This window comes from Camelimonas fluminis (assembly GCF_014656355.1).
In the GTDB taxonomy this organism is placed as follows: domain Bacteria; phylum Pseudomonadota; class Alphaproteobacteria; order Rhizobiales; family Beijerinckiaceae; genus Camelimonas; species Camelimonas fluminis.
In genome coordinates, this window is the sequence record NZ_BNCG01000002.1 from 403,338 (window position 1) to 426,499 (window position 23,162).

Below are 23,162 nucleotides of genomic sequence, written 5' to 3' on the forward strand. Positions count from 1 at the left end.
TCCCCGGAAGGACGCCGTCAGTCGTGCTGGGGCAGCGGGCCGTCCATCAGGCTGGCGACCAGCGGGACCAGCGCCGTCTGGCGGCGGCGCTTCAGGCGCTCGGCGGAAATGATGGCGATCAGCGCGTTGTAGCTCAGATCAAGGTCCTCGTTGACCAGCACGTAGTCGTAGGCCTCCCAGTGGGCGATCTCGTCGCGGGCAGCGGCCAGGCGGGCGTCGATGACCTCCTTCGCGTCCTCGGCGCGGCGCACCAGGCGGTTGCGCAGTTCGGTCATGGAAGGCGGCAGGATAAAGACGGTCACCACGTCGTCCGGCATCTTCTCCACCACCTGGTCAGCGCCCTGCCAGTCAATGTCGAAGACCATGTCGTGACCGGCGGCGAGGCTCTTTTCCACGGCGCCGCGCGGCGTGCCGTAGAAATTGCCGTGCACCTCGGCCCATTCCAGATAGTCGCCGCGATCGCGGCCGACCTCGAACTCCTCCCGGGTAATGAAGTGATAGTCCTGGCCGGCAATCTCCGACGGCCGCCGCGCCCGCGTCGTCACCGACACGGACATCTGCATCTGCAATTCGTGACGCTGCAACAGCCGGCGCGTCAGGGTCGATTTGCCGGCGCCGGATGGCGAGGACAGGATCAGAACGAAGCCGCGCCTGGTCACGGGCGCATCGGGAATGTTGGCTTGCATGGGCGTTACTCGACGTTCTGGACCTGCTCGCGGAACTGCTCGACCACGGTTTTGAGGTCGAGGCCGATCGCCGACAGGCTGGCGTCATTGGCTTTGGCGCATAGCGTATTGGCTTCACGGGCCAGTTCCTGGGCGAGGAAATCCAGCCGCCGGCCCACGGCGCCGCCCTCGTCCAGCAAGGCCCGCGCCGCCGCCACGTGAGCGTGCAGACGATCGATTTCCTCACGGATGTCGGCGCGGCTGGCGAGCAGCACCGCTTCCTGGTGCAGCCGCTGCGGATCCAGCGACACCGTCCCGCCGGTCAGCAGGGCGATCTGGTCGTGGATGCGACGACGGATGGCCTCGGGCTGCCGGGCCGGCGACGCCTCTGCGGTGGAGGTCAACGCGGCGATGCGGTCGACATGGCCGCGCAGCACGATTTCAAGCGCCGCGCCCTCGGCGACGCGGGCGGCGACCATCGCGGCCACCGCCGCCTCGGCCGTGGCTGCGATCGCGGCGAACGCGTCCTCTCCTGGAGCGCTGTCAACGTCGACGCTCTCCACCACGCCGCGCACGCCCAGCACCGCATCAAGGGTCAGCGGCGCCATGTCGGCGGGCCGCTCCAGTTCGCGAAAGGCGTTGATGACCATGCGGGCCACATCGAGGTTGACACGGACGCCAGCCGCGGCGGCGGCGCTGACCACCGTGAGCGAGACATGGCAGGCGCCGCGGCGCACGGCGCGCGCCAGCGCCTGACGCCCCGCCTCGCCGCTGCGATCATAGCCCGGCGGCGTGCGCATGCGGATATCGAGGCTGCGTCCATTGACGCTTCTGATCTCCCACGCCCAGGAAAGCGCTCCATGCGCGCCGTCGGCCCTTGCGAAACCGGTCATGCTGGCAATGGCCATACCGCCTGTGCTCCTGTCGTCGTCTGTCGCGAACCAGGGCGGAGTCCGCCTGGTTTTCTGTTGGCAAAACGGCGCCGCGCCATCCATGGGACGGCGCGGCCACGCGTTCTGCGATCTGGCGTCACTCCGCCGGCCTTGCGCGCTCCCCGCACGTGAATGTCACGCTGCGTTGGAGAAAGCGCGCGATCTGTCTGGAAGCACTCACTTCACGAAAGCTGGAGACCACTTTCCGCGAAAACACTCCGCCATGCAAAACGCCTCAAATCCACAGGGTGGAGCAGGATGCGCCCGCGGTGCGCTGGATCCCCGCCCCCGTCGGCGCGGACAAGCGTCCTGAAGCTGTCTCAGCGGATCTTGGGCACGACCTGCGGCGAGTTCAGATCGTATGTCTTGTTACGCAGCGGATCCTTGTCCGTTCCCTCGGAGGCGTCAAAGGCGCGCGGCCGGCCGGCCGGCGACGACTGGTCCGTCCGCCCCTGATCCGTCGCAGCGGCGCCCGCTTCGCCGTCCGCCGGTTTGCCGGCGGCGTTTTCCTGGGCGCGGCGATCGCTCTCGATCTGGCGCAGACGGCTGACGCCGCGATTGTGCTGGTCCAGCGTCTCGGTGAAGGTATGCCCGCCCGTGCCGTCGGCGACAAAATACAGATCGCGGGTGCGCGACGGGTTGGCCACCGCTTCCAGCGCGGCGCGGCCGGGGTTGGCGATGGGGCCCGGCGGCAGGCCGTTGATCGTATAGGTGTTGTAGGGCGTCGACGTGGTGATGTCCGTCCGCGACAGCGGCCGGCCGAGCGCTCCCTTGCCGCCAACGATGCCATAGACAATCGTCGGGTCGGACTGCAGGCGCATGCCCTTCTGCAGGCGATTGATGAAGACGCCGGCCACCCGGGTGCGCTCGTCGGCGCGCCCGGTTTCCTTCTCCACGATCGAGGCCAGGGTCACCATCTCCTCTGGCGTTTTCAACGGCAGGTCCGGCGCACGGCGGGCCCAGACCTCGGCAAGCACCCGACGGCCGTCCTGGCGCATGCGGTCAAGGATCTGCTGGCGTGAGGCGCCGCGAGAAATCCTGTAGGTCTCCGGCAACAGGGCGCCTTCCGGCGGGATTTCAGTGATGTCGCCGGTCAGCAGATCGACCTCGCGCAAACGGGAAACGATCTGCTCGCTGGTCAGCCCTTCCGGCACGGTGAAATTGTGCAGCACCGTCTTGCCGCTGACGAGGGTGTCCATGACCTCGCGCAGGCTGGCGCCCTTGCGGAACAGGTATTCGCCGGCCTTCACCTCGTCGTTGACGCCGGAGACGTAGACGCCGGCGAGGAAGAGGGTCGGCTGGGAGATCACGCCTTCGCGCTGCAACGAATCGGCCACGGCCCGGGCGCCGCCCTTGACCATCACGACCTTGTCCGCCGTCAGCGGTCCGGCGGCGTTGAACTCGCTCTTGAGCACATAGACGCCGCCGCCGATGGCCACGGCCCCGACCACGATCGCGGTGAGAAAATTGCTCACGCCATTGACGAAACCACCGCGATCACGACGCCGGCGCGACGGCGGAGGCGGCGGCACGGCCTCCGGCTTGATGGCTTCCGTCGGGCTTTTCAGCGAACGGACCCGCGCGCCTTTCTCCGGAGCGGGGTTTGCCTTGCCAATGGACGTCCTGTTGTTGTCGCTCATCCCTGGTCCGTTCAAAACCGCTCCGGCTCACATGCCTGATCCACGATGCCCGGAATCACCGTTTTGGGGACGAACCTGCTGCACAGGTCCAGAAGACATGTATCGGGAGCGTCAGATGGCGCCAGCGTCGCGTCAGGCAGACGAATCGGCTGCCTGACGTCCAGCCCGCGGAACTGTACCATTCCGCCAGCGGCTGCGCGCCCAACCCTTCGCATTGACCGCCAGATGGCCCCCCGGTCCAGAGGCAACCCGTTTCTGGCGGTCTCGAAACTGGCGCGGAGCATGAACGTCGATTGCGACGAAAACGCGCCGGCCAGGCGGAGCAGGCCTGATCAGGCCGCGAAGCCGCGGAAGATCACGGAGGCGTTGGTGCCGCCAAAGCCGAAGGAGTTCGACAGCGCCACATTCACGTCACGCTGACGGGCCACGTGCGGCGTCAGGTCAATCGTCGTTTCCACGGATGGGTTATCGAGATTGAGAGTCGGCGGCACGATCTGGTCGCGGATGGACAGAATGGCGAAAATCGACTCGACCGCGCCAGCGGCGCCCAGCAGATGGCCGATCGACGACTTGGTCGACGACATGGAGATCTTGCTGGCGGAATTGCCGAGCAGCCGCTCGACAGCGCGCAGCTCGATCTCGTCGCCCAACGGCGTCGAGGTGCCGTGCGCGTTGACGTAGTCGACGTCCGAGACCGAAATGCCGGCGCGCTTCAGCGCCGCCTGCATGCAGCGATAGGCTCCGTCGCCGTCTTCTGCCGGCGAGGTGATGTGATGGGCGTCGCCAGAGAGCCCATAGCCGATGATTTCGCCGTAGATCCTGGCGCCGCGCGCTTTTGCGTGCTCAAGCTCTTCCAGGATGACGACGCCAGCGCCCTCGCCCATGACAAAGCCGTCGCGGTCCTTGTCATAGGGGCGCGAGGCGCGGGTCGGATCATCGTTGAAATTTGTGGACAGCGCCCGGCAGGAAGCGAATCCGGCGATCGACAGCCGGTTGAGCGGCGATTCCGTGCCGCCAGCCACCATCACGTCGGCGTCGCCCAGCGCCACCAGACGGGCCGCGTCGCCGATGGCGTGCGCGCCGGTCGAGCAGGCGGTGACAACCGAATGATTGGGGCCCTTGAGGCCGTGACGGATGGAGACGTAGCCGGAGGCCAGATTGATCAGGCGGCCAGGAATGAAGAATGGCGACAGGCGCCGCGGCCCCTTCTCATTGAGAATGGTCGCCGCTTCGTAAATGCCGCCAACGCCGCCGATGCCCGAGCCGATCAGCACGCCGGTGGCGTTCTGGTCGTCAGAGGTTTTCGGCTCCCAGCCCGCGTCCTCGAGCGCCTGCTGGGCGGCCGCCATGGCGTAGACGATGAAGGGATCAACCTTGCGCTGGTCCTTCGGGTCCATCCACTGGTCAGCGTTGAAGGTTCCCGCGGAGCCATCGCCCAGCGGAATCTGGCAGGCGATGCGACAGGCGATATCGGAGACATCGAACTTCGTGATGGCGCTGGCGCCGCTTTTGCCGGCGAGCACATTGCTCCAGGTTGCCTCAACATTGCCCCCAAGTGGGGTGACCATGCCAAGACCTGTGACAACAACCCGTCTCATTGTCATGCCGTTCTGTCCCGGAGCCGGCTGCAGATGGGCGGGACGGGCAAAGCCATCGCCGCGCGCATGCAGGGAGCGCCTTTTGAATGCATCGATACTTTGGGCGCGCCCTGCCTTTTACCCAGCAACCCGTGCAAAAAACAGAACGTGTCCAACGCGGTCAGTTATGCTTCGAGGGCCGCAAGGCCCCCGAGATATGCGGCCGCTCCCGGCGGATTCACGCGTTGGCGCGTCAGCTCAGGAACAACCACCAGTAATGTTCAGGAACAGACGCAGGCTCAGGCCGCGTTCTTCTCCAGGAACTTGATCGCGTCGCCGACCGTCACGATGGTCTCAGCGGCGTCGTCCGGGATCTCGACGTTGAACTCTTCCTCGAACGCCATCACCAGTTCGACCGTGTCGAGGCTGTCGGCGCCGAGATCGTCAATGAAGTTGGCGTTGTCCACGACCTTGTCGGCTTCCACGCCGAGATGCTCGACAACGATCTTCTTAACGCGTTCAGCGATGTCACTCATCGTTCGGTCCTCGTTTCATTTTGCAGATGGCGTATGGCCGCCCGATCTTCGAGTTGCCTGGTTCGGAAGCCATGGCCAGTTCGCGCCGTTAATCGTCGGATCAATCCTGCCCGTCAAGGCGCCTTGTCCATTGCTAGTGCAAGCCTGCTTTTGCCTGTCGCGTCAAGTACCCACGCGGCAGGCCGGCCCTGTTAACACACCGGAAACCGCCTGACGAGTGGCGCTCCGGCGCTTTCCAGAGGCGTGGATGGCCAGATCCGGCGCGCGAAGACAGCCGGATCCGAAGCCCCGGCCGCCAGCCGAATCATGGCGCGCGCCACAACGCAGTCGCCAGGCCCCCCCAGGTTACGGACGCACGGCCGGGCCGACGCCGGATCTCCACTGCCAGCCCCGTGGGGCCTCAGATCATCGCCATGCCGCCATTGACGTGCAGGGTCTGGCCGGTGACGTAGGCGGCCTCGGTCGAAGCCAGATAGGCCACCGCCGCCGCCACATCGCCGCCGTCGCCGAGACGCCCGGCCGGGACATTGGTCAGAATGGCTTCACGCTGCTTGTCATTGAGCGCGTCGGTCATTGGCGAGGTGATGAAGCCAGGCGCCACGCAATTCACCGTGATGTTGCGGCTCGCCACCTCGGCCGCCAGGGCCTTGGTCATTCCCACCAGGCCGGCCTTGGAGGCCGCGTAATTGCCCTGGCCCGGATTACCCGTGGTTCCGACAACCGAACCGATGTTGATGATGCGGCCAAACCGGCGGCGCATCATGCCCCTGGTCGCGGCGCGCATCAGGCGGAAAGACGCGGTGAGGTTGACGGCGATCACCGCGTCCCACTCCTCGTCCTTCATGCGCATGAACAGGTTATCGCGGGTCACGCCAGCATTGTTGACGAGAATGTCCAGGCCGCCAAGCGCCGCTTCCGCCGACGGGATCAACGCCTCGACCGATTCGACGCTCGACAGGTCCGCCGGAACGACGTGGGCGCGCGCGCCCAGTTCGGCGGCCAGAGCCTCCAGCGCTTCCCGGCGGGTGCCGGAGAGCGCCACATCCGCGCCCTGGGCGTGCAGCGCGCGGGCAATCGCCCCGCCGATACCGCCGCTCGCGCCCGTCACAAGCGCCTTGCGGCCAGTCAGATCAAACATGCCAAACTCCATATGAGCGGAGGAACAGGCTTGATGCGTTACGTTTATACATCAAGCCATAACACTGAAATAACGTCATAATTAAGATAAAATGGAGAAACGCGGTTCCCGCCGCGCCGGTTCAACTCCGGGCGGCGACGAACGCCTTCACGTCATCAGCCGAGCCAATCGCCACGCCCTTGCCGTTGCTGGCGATGCGCTTCACGAGGCCCGTCAGCACCTTGCCGGCGCCCACCTCATAAAACGATTCAACGCCCTGACCGGCCATCCACGCCACGCACTCGCGCCAGCGAACGGTGCCGGTCACCTGCTTCACCAGATTGGCGCGGATGGCGTCCGGATCGGTTTCCGCCTGGGCGGTCACATTGGCGACCAGCGGCGCCAGCGGCGCGGAAATGGTCACCTTCGCCAGCGCCTCGGCCATGGCTTCGGCGGCAGGCTGCATCAGGGCGCAATGGAAGGGAGCGGATACGGGCAGCAGCATGGCGCGCTTGGCGCCCCGCTCCTGGGCGATCGGCAAGGCGCGCTCGACGGCCGCGCGCGAACCGGAAATCACCACCTGTCCGCCGCCATTGTCGTTGGCGGCCGAGCAGACGTCGCCCTGCGCCGCCTCGCGCGCCACGGCGTCAGCCGCGTCGAACTCCAGACCGATCAGGGCCGCCATGGCGCCCTGTCCCACCGGCACGGCCTTTTGCATCGCGTCGCCGCGAATGCGCAGCAGCCGGGCGGTATCCGCCAGCGTCAGGCTGCGGGCGGCGGCCAGCGCCGAATATTCGCCAAGGGAATGGCCAGCGACGAACGCGGCCTCCTTCGCCAGATCGAGCCCGGCTTCAGCCTCAAGCGCCCGAATCGCCGCCATGCTCACCGCCATCAGGGCCGGCTGGGCATTGGCGGTCAGCGTCAGCTCGTCGGCGGGCCCTTCCCACATCAGTTGCGACAGGCGCTGCCCAAGGGCGTCGTCGACCTCAGCGAACACGTCACGCGACACCGCGAAATTGTCCGCCAGCGATTTGCCCATGCCGACAGCCTGGCTGCCCTGTCCCGGGAAGGTGAAAGCTGGTTTCATCGTGTTTCCATCCATGCTGCGACGTCTGTTTTGCATCATGACCAGGGCGCGCCAGCGGGAAAAGCATGCGCCGGCAGGAAAAACCGGGAAACGCCCGCATGGTGGCTGACGTTTTCACGCCCTGGTTCGCTGCGGCGGCCAGTGGCGCCGACCTGGCGGCCTGTCAAGTGCCGCGGCGGGCGCACGGGGCGGAAAAGCTTGCGCCAGCGGGCGCCAACGTGTATCTGAACCTGATTCCGCACCATTCAGATCCTTTGAAGGGAGCCCTTAATGGCTCGCGTCACCGTCGAAGACTGCATCGACAAGGTTGATAACCGTTTCGAACTGGTCCTGCTGGCCGGCTATCGCGCCCGCATGATCTCGTCCGGCGCGCCGCTGACCGTGGATCGCGATCGCGATAAAAATCCGGTTGTCGCGCTGCGCGAGATTGCCGACGAGACGATCTCCGTCGACGACCTCAAGGAAGACCTCATCCACTCCATGCAGAAGCATGTTGAGGTGGACGAGCCGGAAGAGGACGCCGTGCCGAGCCGCGCCTCCATCGGTTCCTCGGTCAGCGCCCGCAACGACGACGACCTCCAGGAATTCGATCGCATGAGCGAGGAAGACCTGCTGCGCGGTCTCGACGGGCTGGTTCCGCCGGCGCAAACCGACGACGACGAAGGCTGAGCCCCGGCGCAGCCTGCCGCAGATCGCAAGAAAGCCTGGCCAGCGGCCAGGCTTTTTCTTTTCCGCGTTCCCTGCGCGAAGGCGGCGCTGACGCCCTGAGCCGCGAGCAGCGCGTCAATCCATGCGTCGCCGGGGCGCCCGGATGGGCATGCTGCGCTGACGCAACCCGGGGCCCGCCTTGCGGGCGCGTGCGGAGCCGGGCCTTTCAAAAAACGCGGGACGGCCCCGGCGCCCGGAGAGGTTCAGCAAAAAGGCGCTTCAAAGCCTCTCCGGTGGATTGACCCCAAACCTGGACTGAATGGCGACGATCACCGGCTTCAGGACTGAGGCGACGATGCCAGCGGCGAAACCATTGTTGTACAGGTTGAGGCCGCCATGGACGACGCCGACGCTGAGGGCGGCGGACGAGTGAATGAAGCCGGCGACAATGCCCCAATGCCAGCCAAAACGGCCTGAGATCGGCGCCAGCGTGGTGCCGAACAGCGCCGCCAGCACGATGGACGGATCACCGGCGCTCCAGGGCTTGGCCAGCGAGCCGATGAACACCCCGACCATGACCGGGATAAAATTGCGCGGGTGTTTGCCAAAGGCCGCGAAGCCGACGATCGACAGGATGGCGCCGATCACCGGCCCGTTCAGGTCGCCGCCCACCAGCAGCACATAAGCGGTTCCGACAAAGCCGCTGGCTCCCATGTTGACGAATGTCGGCCCCGGCCCGACCAGGGCGATGAAATCGCAGGGCGACCGCCCGTCGAGGGCGAGCAGGTCCTTCATTTTGACGAAGGCCCGCCGGTCGATGAACAGCCCAAGTCCGATCAGACCCGCGAACAGCAACGAGAGAAACCCGCCGAGCAACACATTGTTGCCGCTGGTCCAGATGAACGCCGGCTGGGGCACAAAGCCGTAGGACTGGTAAATCGCCACCGCCACCGTGCCGACGATGCCCGCCGTGAACCCCATGTTGTAGAGGGTGAAACCGTCATGGGCGCGAAAAAGCTGCGCGGCGGCCGGCGGCAACACGAATCCCATCAGCAGGCTGGAGCCGAGCGCCAGCGGCAGGGACTGATAGATCGGCATCAGCGAACTGAACAGTATCTCGGAGAACACCGGCGCAAGGGCGCACCCAAAAAACGCTGTGTTGATATGCTGCGCGAACGGCTCCCGCTTGAACCGGCAGTACAGCCAGACCCCGCCGACGATGGGCCAGATATTCAGGAGGTTTTTGCCGAACAGGGCAAACCCCAGTATCAGCAGCAGGCAGGCGATGGCCCCGCCGCCGATGGCCACCCCGGACACGCGGTAGACGCCCGCCACAACGAGCGTCAGAAGGCCGGCGTTGACGAACGCCGCGCCAACGCCCCCCACCCCCATGTAATCGGTGATCAACGTGTCGCGAACGAAGAGGATCTTGCCGAGCCCGTGAAAAACGTCCGCGGGTCCCGAAACAACGAATCCAAATACGACGCAGATCGCTGCGAGCCCGCAGACGACCAGTAGCAACGCGCCATCCGGCAGGCCCTTTTCGGCCACCGCGTCAACCTCCATCCCCAGTCCTCTCCATGGTTCAGTTCGCCGCCATCCCGGCTGCAGCCTGTTTCCTGACGCCCCGCGTCCGCATCATCGCCCAATGGCGCCGGCGAGGCGGCGGCGGACGCGGCCAGCCGGTCGAAGCGCATCACACAAGTTGGGGATCACGCATATAATTGGCCTTTCACATGCACTTCAATATGACAGATACTCTATAAGATATCCGGCAAATACAGCCGTCTTGCTCAACCCGGCTAGATCAAGGGGATCATCATGAAGAGCCTCATCGTTATCGGACTGCTTGCGCTTGGTCTGGCGGCCTGCAACCCCAATGACCGGACGGACCGCACCATTGGCGGCGCGGCCATCGGCGCCGGCGCCGGCGCCCTGGTTGGCGGCCTTGCCACGGGTCGCGCGGGCGGCGCGCTTGCTGGCGCGGCCATTGGCGGCGTCGGCGGCGCCATCGTCGGCAATGCGACGACGCCCACCTGCAGGAGCTATGTCTATCGCGGCCGCACCTATCAGGAGTGCTGACGCCGGCGCCTGGTCCCGCGGCGCGCGCGCCGCAGCGGCGCCCCCCGGCGGCTTTGCCGTCGGGGCAGGCAGGTTACGCCTGACATAAACGCCAGCCCCACCCCCTGATACGGCGGTGGGGCGGCGTGCATCGGGCATCCGCCACAGTGTCCCGCTCCAGGAAACGTTCCACTCCAGGAAGGCGCAACTGGAGGCCCGTGAAAACGACTCGGGACGGCAGGCAAAAGCAGGAACGGGGGCGCATCTTGGCGGCACATGGCCTTCCAGAAGGTGAAGCCGGTTCGCGCGCGGGCCTTGATGGGCGCGCCGGGGCCAGAAAGCCGCGTCTGCACGGCATGCTCACGCTGTGGCTGGTTCTGTTCGCGGTGTGGACGATCGCCAATACGAGCCTTGCGCTCGACATCGCCCTCACCGGCGCGGCGATCACCGGCGCGCTGGCATGGGCGTTCACCACACATAACGACGCGTGGTGTAGCGTCCGCTGGACGCCGCGCGGCCTGTATCATCTGCTGGCGTATGTCGGCGTTTTTCTTGTTGAGCTGGTCAAGGCAAACCTGCAGATGCTGCGTTATGTCTATGCGCGGCGCATCGACATCAACCCCGGCATTGTTCAGGTCCGCACGCGCCTTGTCTCTCCCCTTGGACGCCTCGCGCTCGCCAACACCATCGCGCTGACGCCGGGATCCCTGGTGCTGGCGCTGGAGGACGATCTGCTATTCGTCCACTGGCTTGACGTGAAGACCACGGATACCGACGCGGCGACCGAGGCGATCGTCGCGCCGTTCGAGCGGCATCTGGAGAAGGTCTTTGGCTGATTCTTCCTGGACCGCCTCCCTGGCAGCCGTCATCACCCAGATCGCCGCGGCGCTGATTTTCATGGCGTTGCTGTTTGGCGGCGTCCGGCTGGCCATTGGCCGCACCCTCGTCGACCGCATCGTCGCCATCGACATGCTGACCGTGATTTCACTGTCGCTGATCGCCCTCTACGCTCACGTCTCCGGCCGCTTTGTCTATATCGACGTGGCGCTGGTTTATGGATTGCTCAGTTTTCTGGCCGTGCTTGCCATCGCCCGCTTCCTGGAAAAGGGGCTCTGACATGCTGGAGCTCCTGATCCTTGTGGTCTGCGCCGGCATCCTGCTCAGCGGCGTGCTCGCGGTGTGCCTCAACAATCTGATGGCGGCGATGGTGAGCTCCAGCCTTGCGAGCCTGTTCGCGGCCGTGTCCTTCCTGCTGCTGGCCGCGCCGGACGTGGCGATGGCGGAAGCGGCCATCGGCTGTGGCCTCAGCACTTTCGTGTTCATTTACGCCATTCGCAAAACCGGCGCCGGAGGCGTGGAATGACCGACCTGCTTGGCAGCCTCATCATCCTGCTGGGCGCCATGTTCCTGTTTTCGGCGGGTCTTGGCCTGTTGCGCATGCCTGACGCCTTCACGCGCATCCAGGCGGGCACCAAGGCCACTACTCTCGGCAATATTCTGGTGCTGGCCGGACTGGCCGTCCATCATCCGGGCTGGGCCCTGAAGCTGGGGCTGGTCATCGGCTTCGTGCTGATGACCAACCCGGTTTCGTCCCATGCCCTGTCCCGCGCCGCCTGGCTGATACGGACGCCAACGGCGCCTTCCACCGGCGCGGACGCGCTCGCCGAACATGAGGCTGGCAAGCGCATGGCGCGGGAGCCCGGGCGGGATGACGACGGGAGGGCCGCGCCATGATGAAGCGCGCCTTCGCCGTCCTTGCCGTGGCGTTGATGGCCCTCGTCTTCATGGGCGTCATCGGCGACTACGTTGAGTTGCAGGCCCTGCGCCCGCTGGCGCGCCATTACGTCACCGAGGTTCCGGCCCAGCTTGGCGCGCCCAATGTCGTCACCGGCATTCTGATCTCGTGGCGCGGCTTCGACACCCTGGGCGAGGTGGCGGTGCTGTTCATGGTGGCCGCGAGCATCGGCCTGCTGCTGAAGAAAGACAGCGCCGGCGGCGCGGCGGCCGGGGGCCGGGACGCGCGCCCGCCGGCCGGCGAAATCGTCACGACCGGCGCGATGGTGTTGCTGCCGCTGATTTTCACCTTCGGCGCCTACGTGATCGTCAATGGCCACCTGTCGGCCGGCGGCGGCTTTCAGGGCGGCGCGATCGTGGCCTCGGGCGTGATGTTGATGCTGGTGGCGAGCCCGTCCGCGACGCTCAACACGGCGCTTCTGGGCGTCATCGAATCGGCGGCCGGCGTGCTCTACGTCTGCCTCGGCGTGCTGGGACTGGTCCTGGCCGGTGGTTTTCTTGACCCGCGCTTTCTCCCGAAAGGTCAGTTCGGCGCCTTCATCAGCGCCGGAGCGATTCCGCTCATCTCCGCCTTGCTTGGCGTCAAGGTTGGCGCTGAGCTGAGTGTCATCATCGACAGGTTCAGAAGTTGAGCGAGGCGGCCATGATAACGGGCATTCCGGTCTCCACCATTCTGATGATCACCGGCTTTGGCCTGACGCTGACCGGATTGTGGGGCATGCTGACCCACCGCAATATCATGCGCATCATCATCAGCTTCGTGCTCATGGGCACGGGCTTCAACATCGTGATGGTGGCGAGCGGCTACGTCACCGGGGCCACCGCGCCGATCATCGACACGGCGCTGGGCCTTGGCGAGGCCGGCGCGCGCGCCATTGATCCGGTTCCCTCCGCCCTGGTGGTGACGGCGATCGTCATTGGCTTCTCGGTCACGGCGGTGATGCTGGCCTTCGCCATCCGCCTGTATGCGGCGAAGAAAACCCTGTCGATCGACGCCTTCACGGAATCAAAATGGTAGCCGCGGCGTTTCACCCGCTTGGCATTTTCCTGTTCGGGCTGGGCGGCGGCTTCGCGCTGCCGCTGTTGCACCGGCTTGGCAAGGGATGGCTGGCCGGCGGATTTTTTCTCGCGCTCGGCGGCATCGTGCTGGCCAGCGGCGCCGGACTTCTGCGCCTGCTGGCGGGCGAACCGGCTATCGAGGTGCTGACGGCGGGCGCCATGCCGCCAGTCTCCATCAACCTGCGCCTCGGGTTGTGGGAGGCGTTCTTCGCCGTCAGCGTCAATGTCACGGCGCTGCTCGGGGCGTGGCGCCTGTGGGACCGTTTGCGCGGCTCCTACGGGGCGCTGCTGCTCTACCTCATCCTGGTGATGGGGATAGACGGCATGATCATGACCCGGGACCTGTTTAACCTGTTCGTGTTCCTGGAGATTGTGTCGATCGCCACCTACGGACTGCTTGGCCTGTCGCAGGCGCCAGCGGCTCTGGCCGCCGCCTTCAAGTACATCATGGCGACGGTGGTGGCCTCCAGCCTGTTCCTCGTCGGCTCGGTGCTGCTGTACCATGTCGCCGGCACGCTCAATATCGACGAACTGATCGCTGGCGCAGGCGCCCTGAACCGTCCCATGGCCGTCGCCGCCCTGCTGATGCTGCTGGCGGGACTGCTGATCGAACTGAAACCCTTCCCCGCCAACGGCTGGGGACTGGACGTCTACGAAACGGCGCCTGGCGGGATCGCCGCCATGGTTTCAGTCGGCGTATCCGCCGGGGTGTTTTTCGCTTTGCTCAAACTGTCGCCGCTCTTCGGGGCGCAACTTGGGATCATCGCCTTTTCGGGCGCCGTCACCTTCCTGTTCTCCAACCTCATCGGCCTGTCGCAGACCCGGACGCAGCGTCTGCTCGGCTATTCCTCCATTGGCCAGATGGGCCTGATGACCCTGGCCCTGGGCGCGTTGGCGCAAATTGACGCCGCCGCGGCGGCGCCGCTGGTGATCGGCGGCCTTTTCGTCAATCACCTGCTGGCGAAGGCGGGCCTGTTCTGGCTGGCCGAAACGCTCGGCATGGAGAAAATCGACAGCCGCGCCGGATTGCGCAACCGCCCGCTGACGCTGGCCCTGCTCGGGCTGTTGATTGTCGCCATCGCCGGCCTGCCGCCATTCCCGGGCTTCTGGGCGAAGTGGGAGCTGGTGATGCGGCTCACCGCCGCCGGCGCCCACCAATGGACGATGATCGTCCTTGTCGGCTCCCTGCTGGAAGCAGCCTACATGTTTCGCTGGTTCGGCCTGACGCTCCGGCACAACACCAGCGCCCGCGCGGGCCACGTGGACAGTCAACCAGAGACTGACGCCAGCCGGCTGCTGCCGCCGCTTGCGGCCGGACTGCTCCTGCTGGCGGCGGGGGGCCTTGCCGCCGACATGGCCGGGGTCGCGGTGCAATGGCTGTTTACGCCCCTCCTTGCCGGGGCCATCCTGTTCGCCGTTGACAGCGTCCTGCCTGGCCGGCTGAAAGCCGTCGCCATGCTGCTGGCGACGCTGGCCGCCGGTTTGTGGCTGATCTGGCCGATCACCGGAATCGCCGCCCTGTTCGCGAACCTGTTGCTTGCCGGCGGCGTCGTCATCGCCGCCGCCAGCCTGTATCGCGCCGACGCGCGACCGGGTTTTTATCCCCTGATGGCCACGCTGCTGCTGGCGATCATGACGCTCTTGCGGGCGCAGGACAGCCTCAGCTTCTTTTTTTCCTGGGAGCTGGTCACCCTCGCCAGCTATTTCCTGATCGCCAGAAGCCCGCGCGCCAGCCGTTACCTGTTGACCTTCCTGCTGTTCTCGCTCGCGGCGGCGTATTTCCTGATGGCGGGCTTCGCGACCGTCGCGGCGAACGCTGGCGCCCTGGAGCTGGCCGCCCTGCGCCTTCCAGGCGGTGAGATGGAAGTTGCTTTCGCCCTGCTGGTCGCCGGCTTCCTCATCAAGGCTGGCGTCCTTGGCGCGCACGTCTGGCTGCCGGGCAGCTATGCTGAAGCCGAGGACGACATGTCCGCCATGCTCTCGGGCGTCATCAGCAAGGTCGCCATCTACGGCCTGCTCCTCGTCACCTATCTGGCGATCCGCACCGGGGTGAAGCTGGAACTGGCCCACGTGATGGCGTGGATCGGTCTGCTCACCGTCATCGGCGGCGCGCTCATGGCGCTGCGCCAGCAGGACTTCAAACGCCTGCTCGCCTGCTCCAGCATGAGCCAGCTTGGCTACATCATCATCGCCATCGCGCTGATGAGCCACCTTGGTTGGGTCACGGCGCTTTACCTGGTGGCCAACCATCTGATGGTGAAGGGCATACTGTTCCTTGGCGTGGCGGGAATCGTCGCCAGGACCGGCGCCCGCCGCTTCGTCAGCACGGGCGGTCTCGTCCGGGCGATGCCCCTGACCTTCGTGATGATGTGCCTCGCCGTGGTTTCCATGTCGGGCCTGCCGCCCCTGATGGGGTTCGGCGGCAAATGGCTGCTGCTCGCGGCCATGATGGAACAGGGCTGGAACCTGCTGGCGATCGCCAGTCTGTTCGGCACGTTCCTTGGCTTCCTCTACATGATCCGCCTGATCCAGGGACTGTTCGCCGGCCCACGCGCCGAGGGGCAGGAACAGGTGCGGGAGGCCTCGGTCTTCCTGCTGGCGCCGCAGGCGCTGCTGGCGGCTGGCATCATCGTGCTGTCGCTGTTTCCTAAGCTGCTGTTTGAGCCAGTGTCCGCCGCCATCGACCCCCAGTTCGCCGCGGGGCTGGTCTGGGAAGGCATGTCGCTGGAGAAAATCTACGCCGCCTGGAATCCAACGCCGGCGCTGCTGGCGGCGCTCGGCGCCTCCGCCCTGTTGTTCGCCGGCTTCTGGCTGCTCTGGCGACGCAAGGCGGCGACAGGGGGCCTGCCCCGGTTCTACGCCCATTACCGCATGGTGATCGGGCGCTCGCTGCCGCCGGTCGCCATCATGTTCTGGGAGGGCGTCGCCGCAGGCGCCAACGCTGTCGCCAACCTCGCCCGCCGGCCCTACACCGGCAACGGCCAGACCTATGTGCTTTATGTGGTGTATTATTTCCTCGCTGTTTACGTTGCCGGCGGCGGATGGAGCGCGCTGACGCGATGAACGCTCCCGGCGAATCCCCCTTGCCGCTGCATCTGCTCCGTCTGGTCAGCCAGAGTCTTCCCGTCGGCGCCTTCTCCTACTCGCGCGGGCTGGAGGCGGCGGTGCATGCGGGCTGGGTCCACGATGAGGCAACGGCGCGCGACTGGATCTTTGGAACGCTGGAGCACAGCTACGCCGTGTTTGACGGCGCCCTGTTCCTGCGCATGATGGCGGCGCTCCGCGCCGGCGACCACGCGCGTTTCCGCTCGGCGGACGCCTGGCTGACGGCCGGCAGGGAAAGCCGGGAGTTGCAGCAGGAGGACCGGCGCATGGGCGAGGCGATGCTGCGCCTGCTCATCGACCTTGAGGTTCCGCTGGCCAGGGAATACGCCGCCCCGGGCGCCGGGCTGTCGCCGCGTCCCGAACTTTGCCGCCCACAGCTTTCCTGGCCGGCCGCGTTCGCCATCGCCGCATGTCACTGGCAGGTTCCGGCGACACAGGCCCTCTCCGGTCTGGTCTGGAGCGCGGCGGAAGCTCAGGTCGCGGCGGCCATCCGTCTGGTTCCGCTTGGCCATACCGCCGGTCAGCGCATTCTGGTCGCCGCTCCGGCGATGATCACGCGCGCGGTGACGCGGGCGCGCGATACGGACGATGACGGGATCGGCAATGTCTCCGTGGCGCTGGCCATGGCGAGCGCATGGCACGAGGACCAGTATAGCCGTCTGTTCCGCTCCTGAGACCGGCTCTCCGGCAGCCATGCCGGACGGCGGTTCTGGCTTCCCCGCCGGCGCTCCGGGAGGAAACGGCCTGCTCGCCCGGCGGGCCTTGTTCGCCCCATGCCGACGAAGCCGGTCTACGACGATCCCACGCGAGCTGCCGCGCGATGCCGGCGCAGGTTGTCTTCCGGCGTTGTCGCTTCCGCTGGCGGCACCGGAACCAGAGCCCTGAAGCCGTACTGACCCAGCAGCATCAGCCAGGTGACGAGCACGAAGGTCGAGGTGAGCACCGGCATGCCGATTGGCTTCAGGAAGATGGCGATCGACGCCCACAGCCAGGTTGAAATCACGACGCCGAACAGGGCGTAAACAAAGCTGCGCCAGGTCAGAACAAGGAAGAAGCCGCCAAGGGCGATGGCGGTCAGCGCGGCGTTGTAGCCGAACAGGCCGTCGCGAATGGCGCCTTCCGGCCCGCCGAACAGCGCCGCCACCAGCGCCGCGACGGCGGCGCCGATCAGGGCCATGCCCGCCGAAATGCGCGAGTTGACGGCGATGCCGATAACAATGAGGTAGCCGGAGATCCAGTTGTCCTGGAAGAAGATCTGACCGACGCCATTGCCAACGCCCATGTACCAGGTCGGCAGCACATAGGCGACGGCCGCGTCATACTGCTCGGGCGACACCGGCTTCGCCAGGGGGCCGGCTTCGATCGACGCGAATTTCAGCACGGCGAACAGGAACAGCCAGCCGGTCAGCACGAACGGCGCGGTGAGCGCGGCCACCTTGTGCGGGGCCAGCAAGGTGGACAACGCCTGAAACACCACCGAGGTCATGGCCGCGGCGAACAGCAGATACACCACCATCCAACCTGACGGCACATGGCCGACGCGGAAATCAGCGCTGGTGAACGCCACCAGCGCCAGCCCGACCAGCGCGCCGTTGAAACCGAACAGACCATCGCGGATCAGCCCCCGGTCCGCCTGCAGCGCCAACGCCATCAACGTGGCGGCGACCACGCCCGCGATGCAGATCAGGCCGTAAATCCAGGAGTTGAAGAACAGGGCCAGCAGGATGATCAACCCTGACATCGGGTTGTTCTGGAACACAACCTGTCCGACGCCCCGCAGGCACCAGTCGATGAAGCCGAGCGCCGGATGATCACGAAACATGTCGATTGACGGCAGATTCGCCTGGCTCACGTTACGCCCTCCCCCTAAACACCCCGCCGGCTCTTTTCGCCCGGGCGGGGGACACGCTGGTCAATCGCGCCTCCCGCCCGATATTTTCCCTGGCTTCAGAACAGGAAATAGCGCTGGGCCATGGGCAGGCTTTCAGCCGGCTCACAGGTGATCAGTTCGCCATCGACCCGCACTTCATAGGTTTGCGGATCCACCTCGATCCTGGGCGTGAAGGAATTGTGGACCATGTCCTTCTTGCGCACGCCGCGCGTCCCCTTCACGGCCACCAGCTGCTTGTCCAGCCGCAACTTGTCCCCGATCCGGTCGTCGAGCGCCGCTTGGGACACGAAGGTGACGCCGGTGGCGCCGCGCGCGCCGCCAAGCACCGCGTACATGGGGCGGTAGTGCACCGGCTGCGGCGTGGAAATCGACGCATTTGGGTCGCCCATGGGCGCGATGGCGATCATGCCGCCGAGCATCACCAGCGACGGCTTGACGCCGAAGAACGCGGTTTTCCAGAGCACCAGATCGGCGCGCTTGCCGACCTCGATCGAGCCGATCTCGTGGGCGAAGCCATGGGTGATCGCCGGGTTGATAGTGTATTTGGCGATGTAGCGCTTGCAGCGGAAGTTGTCGTTCCGGCCGTTGTCCTCGGGCAGCGGGCCGCGCTGCACTTTCATCTTGTGGGCGGTCTGCCAGCAACGGGTTGTGGTTTCTCCGATGCGGCCCATGGCTTGGGAGTCGGACGACATCATCGAGAAGGCGCCGAGATCGTGCAGGATGTCCTCGGCGGCGATGGTTTCCTTGCGGATGCGCGACTCGGCGAAAGCCACGTCCTCGGGAATTTGCGGGCTGAGGTGGTGGCACACCATCAGCATGTCGAGATGCTCGTCGATGGTGTTGATGGTGTAGGGCCGGGTCGGATTGGTGGAGGCCGGCAGGATGTTCTCCTGGCCCGCGGCGGTGATGATGTCCGGCGCGTGGCCGCCGCCCGCGCCTTCCGTATGGAAGGAGTGGATGGCCCGCCCCTTCATGGCGGCGAAGGTGTCGGCGACGAAGCCGCTCTCATTCAGCGTGTCGGAATGCAGGGCGACCTGCACGTCCATTTCGTCAGCCACCGACAGGCAGTTGTCGATCGCCGCCGGGGTGGTGCCCCAGTCTTCGTGCAGTTTCAGCCCGATGGCGCCGGCGCGAATCTGCTCGCGCAGCGGCTCCGGCAGCGCCGCGTTGCCCTTGCCGAGCAGACCGACGTTAATCGGCAGCTCATCGATGGCCTGCAGCATGCGGTGGATGTACCACGGCCCTGGCGTGACGGTCGTCGCCAGCGTGCCGACGGATGGGCCCGTGCCGCCGCCAACCAGCGTGGTGGTGCCGCTGGCGAGGGCCTCTTCCGCCTGTTGCGGCGCGATGAAGTGGATGTGGGTGTCGATGCCGCCAGCGGTCAGGATCTTGCCCTCGCCGGCGATGACGTCGGTGCCCGGACCGATGACGATGTCGACGCCAGGCTGGATATCGGGATTGCCGGCCTTGCCGATGCCGCTGATCCGTCCGTCCTTGACGCCGACGTCAGCCTTGATGATCCCCCAGTGGTCGAGAATGATGGCGTTGGTGATGACCAGATCAGCGACCTCGGCCGCCAGGCCCTGGCCCTGGCCCATGCCGTCGCGGATCACCTTGCCGCCGCCGAAGGTCACCTCCTCGCCATAAACGGTGCGGTCGTCCTCGATCTCGATCACCAGGTCCGTGTCGGCGAGGCGAACGCGGTCGCCTTTGGTCGGCCCATAGAGCGAGGCGTAGGTTTCGCGTGTGATGCGCGTCATCTCAGACCTCCAGCTTTCCGTTGACCAGGGCGTTGAAGCCGTAAACGACGCGATCGCCAGCAAGGGAGACCAGCTCCACCGTGCGGTCCTGGCCGGGCTCGAAGCGAACGGCGGTGCCGGCGGGAATATTGAGGCGGAAACCGCGCGCCTGCTGGCGATCGAACTTCAGCGCCGTGTTGGTTTCATAGAAATGATAGTGGGAGCCGACCTGGATGGGTCTGTCCCCGGTGTTGGCGACGTCGATCCTGCGGATCTCACGACCGGCGTTCAGCTCGATCTCGCCGTCCTCAAGCAAAAATTCGCCCGGAATCATGACGCAGCCCTTTCGATCATGACGCAGCGCTTTCACGGAACCGGATTGTGAACGGTGACCAGCTTGGTTCCGTCCGGGAATGTCGCCTCCACCTGGATGTCATGGATCATCTCGGGCACGCCCTCCATGACGTCGTCACGGGTCAGAAGCGTCGCGCCATAGGACATCAGATCCGCGACGGTCCTGCCGTCGCGTGCGCCCTCGAGGATCGCCAGGGAAATGTAGGCGATGACTTCCGGATAGTTGAGCTTGACGCCGCGCGCTTTCCTGCGCTCCGCCAGCAAGCCCGCGGTGAACAGCAGGAGCTTGTCTTTTTCGCGTGGTAGCAGTTCCATTCCCCGACCCTCGCTGTGTCAGTTCGCGTGTGTCATGTCGCCCAGATGCGCGGGGCGCTGGCAGGCTTGCCCTGCCCCAACCGTCTCAGAATGTCCCAGGCCTGAATGAACAGGGCCTTGCCGTCGCCAACCCGCGGCCCGAGGTAGCGGCAGACCACCACGTCCTCCAGCTGGCTCACCGAAAACATGCCCCGGGACATGCCCTGGCGCCGGTCATCGACAGCGGCGCGCACCCGCTCGGCCGCGTCCCCGGGTAGCGCGCCAGCATAGACCATCGCACCCACGGTTGGCTGACCGGAAAGGGCGAACGCGGCGGAAAGTTGTGGCGAATCCCCTGACAGGACCATGCGTTCGAACCAGACAGGCCTGCCGTCCCGGACAATTTCAATGCGTTGCGCCAGCCTTCCGGCCGTGAAGCCCTCGCCAGCCGCCGGGCGGCCCAGGCAGATGAAGTCCCAGCCGGCGTAGACGGCGTCCGGCGCCAGCGTGACCCTGGTGTCGACCTGGGCGTTGGCGCCTGCGAAAATGATGGTTTCCTGCGGCAGGAATTCACAAACCGCGCCGGCGCCGATCTCCAACCGCGTCGACTGGACGCCAATGTCGCCAGGACTGCGGTAGAAACGCGTGGCCCCGGGCGTGGTCAGAACCACGCGCGCGCCGTCTTCAACGTGGAAATGCTGGTCAAGACGATCGCCGCCAACAACGCCGGCGGGCGGGTGCAGCAGGTAGACGTGGCAGCTGCCATCCTTTTCAGGATAAAACGGCTTCTGCACCAGCAGCGGCCCGGAATGACGCCGCCGGACCAGACGGGTTCTGCCAGCCAGGGGCGCAAACCACAATTCCAGCTCCGCCGGCCAACTGCGACGTCCCGAGGCCCCGGGCGCGACGGCTGGCTCCGTCCCGGCAGGTGGCATGTCAGCTAGCTGGAGCAGGACCATGCGGCGCCTCCCGTTCCCATCTGGAGTATGCGTGGCTCTCACGCATGGCAACAACTTTTATCGCGATTTTTGTTCAACGTGACTGTGAACATTCATACATGTTCAGGTACCTTGCTGCGGCAACCGCGCATTTCGACGCCAATATTGGGAAATCGGCGGACGGAACGGGTCCCAATCCCCGGAACAAAGCCTGCCGCGCGGCGAAATCCCGGCTTTTCAGAGCGAGGCGCTTCATGTTGAAGGCAATTGCCGTGCGGCGTGCATCCGAGGGCGGCGCTGACGGAAAGTTTATTGTCGGCCACGCGACCCTGGCGCACGACGAGCGACACCTGCGACGGCGGACGATCGGGCTGAATGACGGCGCGCGGGCGCTGGTCGACCTTCCTGTCACTGTGGCGCTCGACAACGGGGACGCCCTGCTGACCGATTGCGGCGGCGCCATCGCCATCACGGCCGCCGATGAGCCGCTCTATGACGTGCGGGCCCAGGACCCGTTGCATCTGGTCCAACTGGCCTGGCACCTTGGCAACCGCCATCTGGCCGCGGACATCACGACAGACAGGATCCTGATCCTGCGCGACCACGTCATCCGCGCCATGCTTGAAGGCCTCGGCGCGCGGGTCAGCGAGATCGTCGCGCCATTCCAGCCCGTGCGCGGCGCCTATTCCGGCCATGGCGGACATGACCACGGGCATGCGCATCACGAACAGGAACATCACGGGCATACGCATCACAGCCACGATCATCGCCACGATTGACACCCCCCTGGGGCGACAGCCCCCCGCCAGGCCCACTTCTGCCGAATGGACGGTTTGGGCCAGGGCGCGGGATGCTGGAGCAAACTCCGCCAGACTTCGCCGGAATATTGCTCCATAAACTTTGCAATCACGCGTTTTCCCGACGGGATGGTCGTTTCGCGGGAAGACGCTTCGAAGGGCAACTCACCTCCATACGGAACGCCGCGCGCTCCGCCTGGAGGCATTTGAGGCGACAGCGTTCATGACTTCCAGAAACGGACCCCTGCGCATCGGCATCGGCGGCCCCGTCGGCTCCGGGAAAACCACGTTGACCGAGCGTCTGTGCAAGGCGCTGCGCGACCGCTTTTCCATCGCCGTCATCACCAATGACATCTACACCCGGGAAGACGCGCTGATCCTCGCCCGCCGGCAGGCGTTGCAGGAGGATCGCATCATGGGCGTCGAAACTGGCGGATGCCCGCACACGGCGATCCGCGAGGACGCCTCGATCAATTTGCAGGCCATCGCGGAGATGAACCGTCGCTTTCCCGATCTCGACATCGTGTTTATCGAGTCGGGCGGCGACAATCTCGCCGCGACGTTCTCACCCGACCTGGCGGACCTGACGCTCTATGTCATCTCCGTCTGCCAGGGCGAGGAGATACCGCGCAAGGGCGGCCCGGGCATCACCCGCTCGGACTTCCTCGTCATCAACAAGAGCGACCTGGCCCCCTATGTGAACGTCGATCTCGACGTCATGCGCGCCGACGCCGCCCGCATGCGCGGCGCCCGTCCGTTTGGCTTCACCGACCTGTCGCGCGGCGCGGGCCTCGACGCCGTCATCGGGTTTATCGCCGAAAACGGCGGCCTGGAGCTCCATGCATCCTGACGGGCGCGTCCTGCCCGGCGTTCGGGGGGCGTGTCCCCCGCACCGCGGGAGGCGGTCGTAAAACACATGTGGCCGGGA

25 protein-coding genes are annotated in these 23,162 nt (G+C 65.9%); 12 read left to right on the plus strand and 13 right to left on the minus strand.

Annotation, left to right across the window (positions count from 1 at the left end; all coding sequences use genetic code 11):
- Nucleotides 1–17: 17 nt before the first annotated feature.
- From gmk to fabD, 7 genes are all read right to left on the minus strand, one after another.
- A complete protein-coding gene (gene gmk / locus IE243_RS05160) occupies nucleotides 18–686 on the minus strand; it encodes a guanylate kinase (RefSeq protein ID WP_191318269.1) in 669 nt (222 codons plus the stop codon).
- 5 nt (nucleotides 687–691) lie between these two features.
- Nucleotides 692–1,573 (minus strand): YicC/YloC family endoribonuclease, encoded by an 882-nt coding sequence (locus IE243_RS05165; RefSeq protein WP_191318270.1) that lies wholly within the window; start codon nucleotides 1,571–1,573, stop codon nucleotides 692–694.
- Between the two features lie 344 nt (nucleotides 1,574–1,917).
- Nucleotides 1,918–3,237, minus strand: a complete 1,320-nt coding sequence (gene mltG / locus IE243_RS05170; RefSeq protein ID WP_191318271.1) for an endolytic transglycosylase MltG — start codon at nucleotides 3,235–3,237, stop codon at nucleotides 1,918–1,920.
- Nucleotides 3,238–3,569: 332 nt separating this feature from the next.
- On the minus strand, nucleotides 3,570–4,835 hold the full coding sequence (gene fabF, locus IE243_RS05175) for a beta-ketoacyl-ACP synthase II (protein WP_191318327.1): 1,266 nt from the start codon (nucleotides 4,833–4,835) through the stop codon (nucleotides 3,570–3,572).
- A gap of 278 nt (nucleotides 4,836–5,113) precedes the next feature.
- Nucleotides 5,114–5,350: an acyl carrier protein gene (locus IE243_RS05180; RefSeq protein ID WP_132003634.1), complete on the minus strand. Its 237-nt coding sequence runs from the start codon at nucleotides 5,348–5,350 to the stop codon at nucleotides 5,114–5,116.
- Between the two features lie 400 nt (nucleotides 5,351–5,750).
- Nucleotides 5,751–6,488 (minus strand): 3-oxoacyl-[acyl-carrier-protein] reductase, encoded by a 738-nt coding sequence (gene fabG / locus IE243_RS05185; protein WP_191318272.1) that lies wholly within the window; start codon nucleotides 6,486–6,488, stop codon nucleotides 5,751–5,753.
- 121 nt (nucleotides 6,489–6,609) lie between these two features.
- Nucleotides 6,610–7,554, minus strand: a complete 945-nt coding sequence (gene fabD / locus IE243_RS05190; RefSeq protein WP_191318273.1) for an ACP S-malonyltransferase — start codon at nucleotides 7,552–7,554, stop codon at nucleotides 6,610–6,612.
- 270 nt (nucleotides 7,555–7,824) lie between these two features.
- On the opposite strand from fabD, the gene rpoZ reads away from it, so the two are divergent.
- Entirely contained in the window at nucleotides 7,825–8,223 is a 399-nt protein-coding gene (rpoZ, locus tag IE243_RS05195; RefSeq protein WP_132003643.1) for a DNA-directed RNA polymerase subunit omega, read from the plus strand.
- A 258-nt stretch (nucleotides 8,224–8,481) separates the two neighbouring features.
- On the opposite strand, the gene IE243_RS05200 is transcribed toward rpoZ, so the two are convergent.
- Nucleotides 8,482–9,768 carry a DUF1576 domain-containing protein gene (locus IE243_RS05200; protein WP_191318274.1) on the minus strand — a complete coding sequence of 429 codons (1,287 nt, stop codon included), beginning with the start codon at nucleotides 9,766–9,768 and terminating at the stop codon, nucleotides 8,482–8,484.
- A gap of 255 nt (nucleotides 9,769–10,023) precedes the next feature.
- Between IE243_RS05200 and IE243_RS05205 the strand changes: the two genes are divergently transcribed.
- From IE243_RS05205 to IE243_RS05245, 9 genes are all read left to right on the plus strand, one after another.
- A complete protein-coding gene (locus tag IE243_RS05205) occupies nucleotides 10,024–10,284 on the plus strand; it encodes a YMGG-like glycine zipper-containing protein (protein ID WP_191318275.1) in 261 nt (86 codons plus the stop codon).
- Between the two features lie 245 nt (nucleotides 10,285–10,529).
- Nucleotides 10,530–11,099 (plus strand): Na+/H+ antiporter subunit E, encoded by a 570-nt coding sequence (locus IE243_RS05210; protein ID WP_244642760.1) that lies wholly within the window; start codon nucleotides 10,530–10,532, stop codon nucleotides 11,097–11,099.
- Nucleotides 11,092–11,379: a monovalent cation/H+ antiporter complex subunit F gene (locus IE243_RS05215; protein ID WP_244642763.1), complete on the plus strand. Its 288-nt coding sequence runs from the start codon at nucleotides 11,092–11,094 to the stop codon at nucleotides 11,377–11,379. The genes IE243_RS05210 and IE243_RS05215 overlap by 8 nt, the downstream gene beginning before the upstream one ends.
- A 1-nt stretch (nucleotide 11,380) precedes the next feature.
- Nucleotides 11,381–11,626 carry a hydrogenase subunit MbhD domain-containing protein gene (locus IE243_RS05220; RefSeq protein WP_191318276.1) on the plus strand — a complete coding sequence of 82 codons (246 nt, stop codon included), beginning with the start codon at nucleotides 11,381–11,383 and terminating at the stop codon, nucleotides 11,624–11,626.
- Nucleotides 11,623–11,997 (plus strand): monovalent cation/H(+) antiporter subunit G, encoded by a 375-nt coding sequence (gene mnhG / locus IE243_RS05225; protein WP_191318277.1) that lies wholly within the window; start codon nucleotides 11,623–11,625, stop codon nucleotides 11,995–11,997. The genes IE243_RS05220 and mnhG overlap by 4 nt, the downstream gene beginning before the upstream one ends.
- Nucleotides 11,994–12,689, plus strand: coding sequence for a hydrogen gas-evolving membrane-bound hydrogenase subunit E (gene mbhE / locus IE243_RS05230; protein WP_191318278.1), 696 nt, complete (start codon nucleotides 11,994–11,996; stop codon nucleotides 12,687–12,689). Before mnhG ends, mbhE begins: the two co-directional genes overlap by 4 nt.
- A gap of 11 nt (nucleotides 12,690–12,700) precedes the next feature.
- Nucleotides 12,701–13,075, plus strand: coding sequence for a sodium:proton antiporter (locus IE243_RS05235; protein WP_191318279.1), 375 nt, complete (start codon nucleotides 12,701–12,703; stop codon nucleotides 13,073–13,075).
- A complete protein-coding gene (locus tag IE243_RS05240; protein WP_191318280.1) occupies nucleotides 13,069–16,179 on the plus strand; it encodes a complex I subunit 5 family protein in 3,111 nt (1,036 codons plus the stop codon). The genes IE243_RS05235 and IE243_RS05240 overlap by 7 nt, the downstream gene beginning before the upstream one ends.
- A complete protein-coding gene (locus tag IE243_RS05245; RefSeq protein ID WP_191318281.1) occupies nucleotides 16,176–16,895 on the plus strand; it encodes an urease accessory protein UreF in 720 nt (239 codons plus the stop codon). Before IE243_RS05240 ends, IE243_RS05245 begins: the two co-directional genes overlap by 4 nt.
- Nucleotides 16,896–17,011: 116 nt before the next feature.
- Here the strand turns inward: IE243_RS05245 and IE243_RS05250 are convergent, their stop codons facing one another.
- From IE243_RS05250 to IE243_RS05270, 5 genes are all read right to left on the minus strand, one after another.
- Nucleotides 17,012–18,043, minus strand: a complete 1,032-nt coding sequence (locus IE243_RS05250) for an urea transporter (protein ID WP_191318330.1) — start codon at nucleotides 18,041–18,043, stop codon at nucleotides 17,012–17,014.
- A gap of 125 nt (nucleotides 18,044–18,168) precedes the next feature.
- Nucleotides 18,169–19,872: an urease subunit alpha gene (ureC, locus tag IE243_RS05255; RefSeq protein ID WP_191318282.1), complete on the minus strand. Its 1,704-nt coding sequence runs from the start codon at nucleotides 19,870–19,872 to the stop codon at nucleotides 18,169–18,171.
- A 1-nt stretch (nucleotide 19,873) separates the two neighbouring features.
- Nucleotides 19,874–20,185, minus strand: a complete 312-nt coding sequence (locus tag IE243_RS05260) for an urease subunit beta (RefSeq protein ID WP_191318283.1) — start codon at nucleotides 20,183–20,185, stop codon at nucleotides 19,874–19,876.
- Nucleotides 20,186–20,217: 32 nt separating this feature from the next.
- Nucleotides 20,218–20,520 (minus strand): urease subunit gamma, encoded by a 303-nt coding sequence (gene ureA / locus IE243_RS05265; RefSeq protein WP_132003679.1) that lies wholly within the window; start codon nucleotides 20,518–20,520, stop codon nucleotides 20,218–20,220.
- A 32-nt stretch (nucleotides 20,521–20,552) separates the two neighbouring features.
- Entirely contained in the window at nucleotides 20,553–21,458 is a 906-nt protein-coding gene (locus IE243_RS05270; RefSeq protein WP_244642765.1) for an urease accessory protein UreD, read from the minus strand.
- 233 nt (nucleotides 21,459–21,691) lie between these two features.
- On the opposite strand from IE243_RS05270, the gene IE243_RS05275 reads away from it, so the two are divergent.
- Nucleotides 21,692–22,216, plus strand: a complete 525-nt coding sequence (locus IE243_RS05275; RefSeq protein WP_191318284.1) for an urease accessory protein UreE — start codon at nucleotides 21,692–21,694, stop codon at nucleotides 22,214–22,216.
- Between the two features lie 241 nt (nucleotides 22,217–22,457).
- The gene (ureG, locus tag IE243_RS05280) at nucleotides 22,458–23,084 is read left to right on the plus strand and encodes an urease accessory protein UreG (RefSeq protein WP_191318285.1); all 627 of its coding nucleotides are present in this window, start codon (nucleotides 22,458–22,460) and stop codon (nucleotides 23,082–23,084) included.
- Nucleotides 23,085–23,162 lie beyond the last annotated feature (78 nt).

Bases quoted from the DNA above. Each gene is read 5' to 3' on its own strand.
- gmk (WP_191318269.1), bottom strand. From the start codon at position 686: ATGCAAGCCAACATTCCCGATGCGCCCGTGACCAGGCGCGGCTTCGTT.
- IE243_RS05165 (WP_191318270.1), bottom strand. From the start codon at position 1,573: ATGGCCATTGCCAGCATGACCGGTTTCGCAAGGGCCGACGGCGCGCAT.
- mltG (WP_191318271.1), bottom strand. From the start codon at position 3,237: ATGAGCGACAACAACAGGACGTCCATTGGCAAGGCAAACCCCGCTCCG.
- fabF (WP_191318327.1), bottom strand. From the start codon at position 4,835: ATGAGACGGGTTGTTGTCACAGGTCTTGGCATGGTCACCCCACTTGGG.
- IE243_RS05180 (WP_132003634.1), bottom strand. From the start codon at position 5,350: ATGAGTGACATCGCTGAACGCGTTAAGAAGATCGTTGTCGAGCATCTC.
- fabG (WP_191318272.1), bottom strand. From the start codon at position 6,488: ATGTTTGATCTGACTGGCCGCAAGGCGCTTGTGACGGGCGCGAGCGGC.
- fabD (WP_191318273.1), bottom strand. From the start codon at position 7,554: ATGAAACCAGCTTTCACCTTCCCGGGACAGGGCAGCCAGGCTGTCGGC.
- rpoZ (WP_132003643.1), top strand. From the start codon at position 7,825: ATGGCTCGCGTCACCGTCGAAGACTGCATCGACAAGGTTGATAACCGT.
- IE243_RS05200 (WP_191318274.1), bottom strand. From the start codon at position 9,768: ATGGAGGTTGACGCGGTGGCCGAAAAGGGCCTGCCGGATGGCGCGTTG.
- IE243_RS05205 (WP_191318275.1), top strand. From the start codon at position 10,024: ATGAAGAGCCTCATCGTTATCGGACTGCTTGCGCTTGGTCTGGCGGCC.
- IE243_RS05220 (WP_191318276.1), top strand. From the start codon at position 11,381: ATGCTGGAGCTCCTGATCCTTGTGGTCTGCGCCGGCATCCTGCTCAGC.
- mnhG (WP_191318277.1), top strand. From the start codon at position 11,623: ATGACCGACCTGCTTGGCAGCCTCATCATCCTGCTGGGCGCCATGTTC.
- mbhE (WP_191318278.1), top strand. From the start codon at position 11,994: ATGATGAAGCGCGCCTTCGCCGTCCTTGCCGTGGCGTTGATGGCCCTC.
- IE243_RS05235 (WP_191318279.1), top strand. From the start codon at position 12,701: ATGATAACGGGCATTCCGGTCTCCACCATTCTGATGATCACCGGCTTT.
- IE243_RS05240 (WP_191318280.1), top strand. From the start codon at position 13,069: ATGGTAGCCGCGGCGTTTCACCCGCTTGGCATTTTCCTGTTCGGGCTG.
- IE243_RS05245 (WP_191318281.1), top strand. From the start codon at position 16,176: ATGAACGCTCCCGGCGAATCCCCCTTGCCGCTGCATCTGCTCCGTCTG.
- IE243_RS05250 (WP_191318330.1), bottom strand. From the start codon at position 18,043: ATGTTTCGTGATCATCCGGCGCTCGGCTTCATCGACTGGTGCCTGCGG.
- ureC (WP_191318282.1), bottom strand. From the start codon at position 19,872: ATGACGCGCATCACACGCGAAACCTACGCCTCGCTCTATGGGCCGACC.
- IE243_RS05260 (WP_191318283.1), bottom strand. From the start codon at position 20,185: ATGATTCCGGGCGAATTTTTGCTTGAGGACGGCGAGATCGAGCTGAAC.
- ureA (WP_132003679.1), bottom strand. From the start codon at position 20,520: ATGGAACTGCTACCACGCGAAAAAGACAAGCTCCTGCTGTTCACCGCG.
- IE243_RS05270 (WP_244642765.1), bottom strand. From the start codon at position 21,458: ATGGTCCTGCTCCAGCTAGCTGACATGCCACCTGCCGGGACGGAGCCA.
- IE243_RS05275 (WP_191318284.1), top strand. From the start codon at position 21,692: ATGTTGAAGGCAATTGCCGTGCGGCGTGCATCCGAGGGCGGCGCTGAC.
- ureG (WP_191318285.1), top strand. From the start codon at position 22,458: ATGACTTCCAGAAACGGACCCCTGCGCATCGGCATCGGCGGCCCCGTC.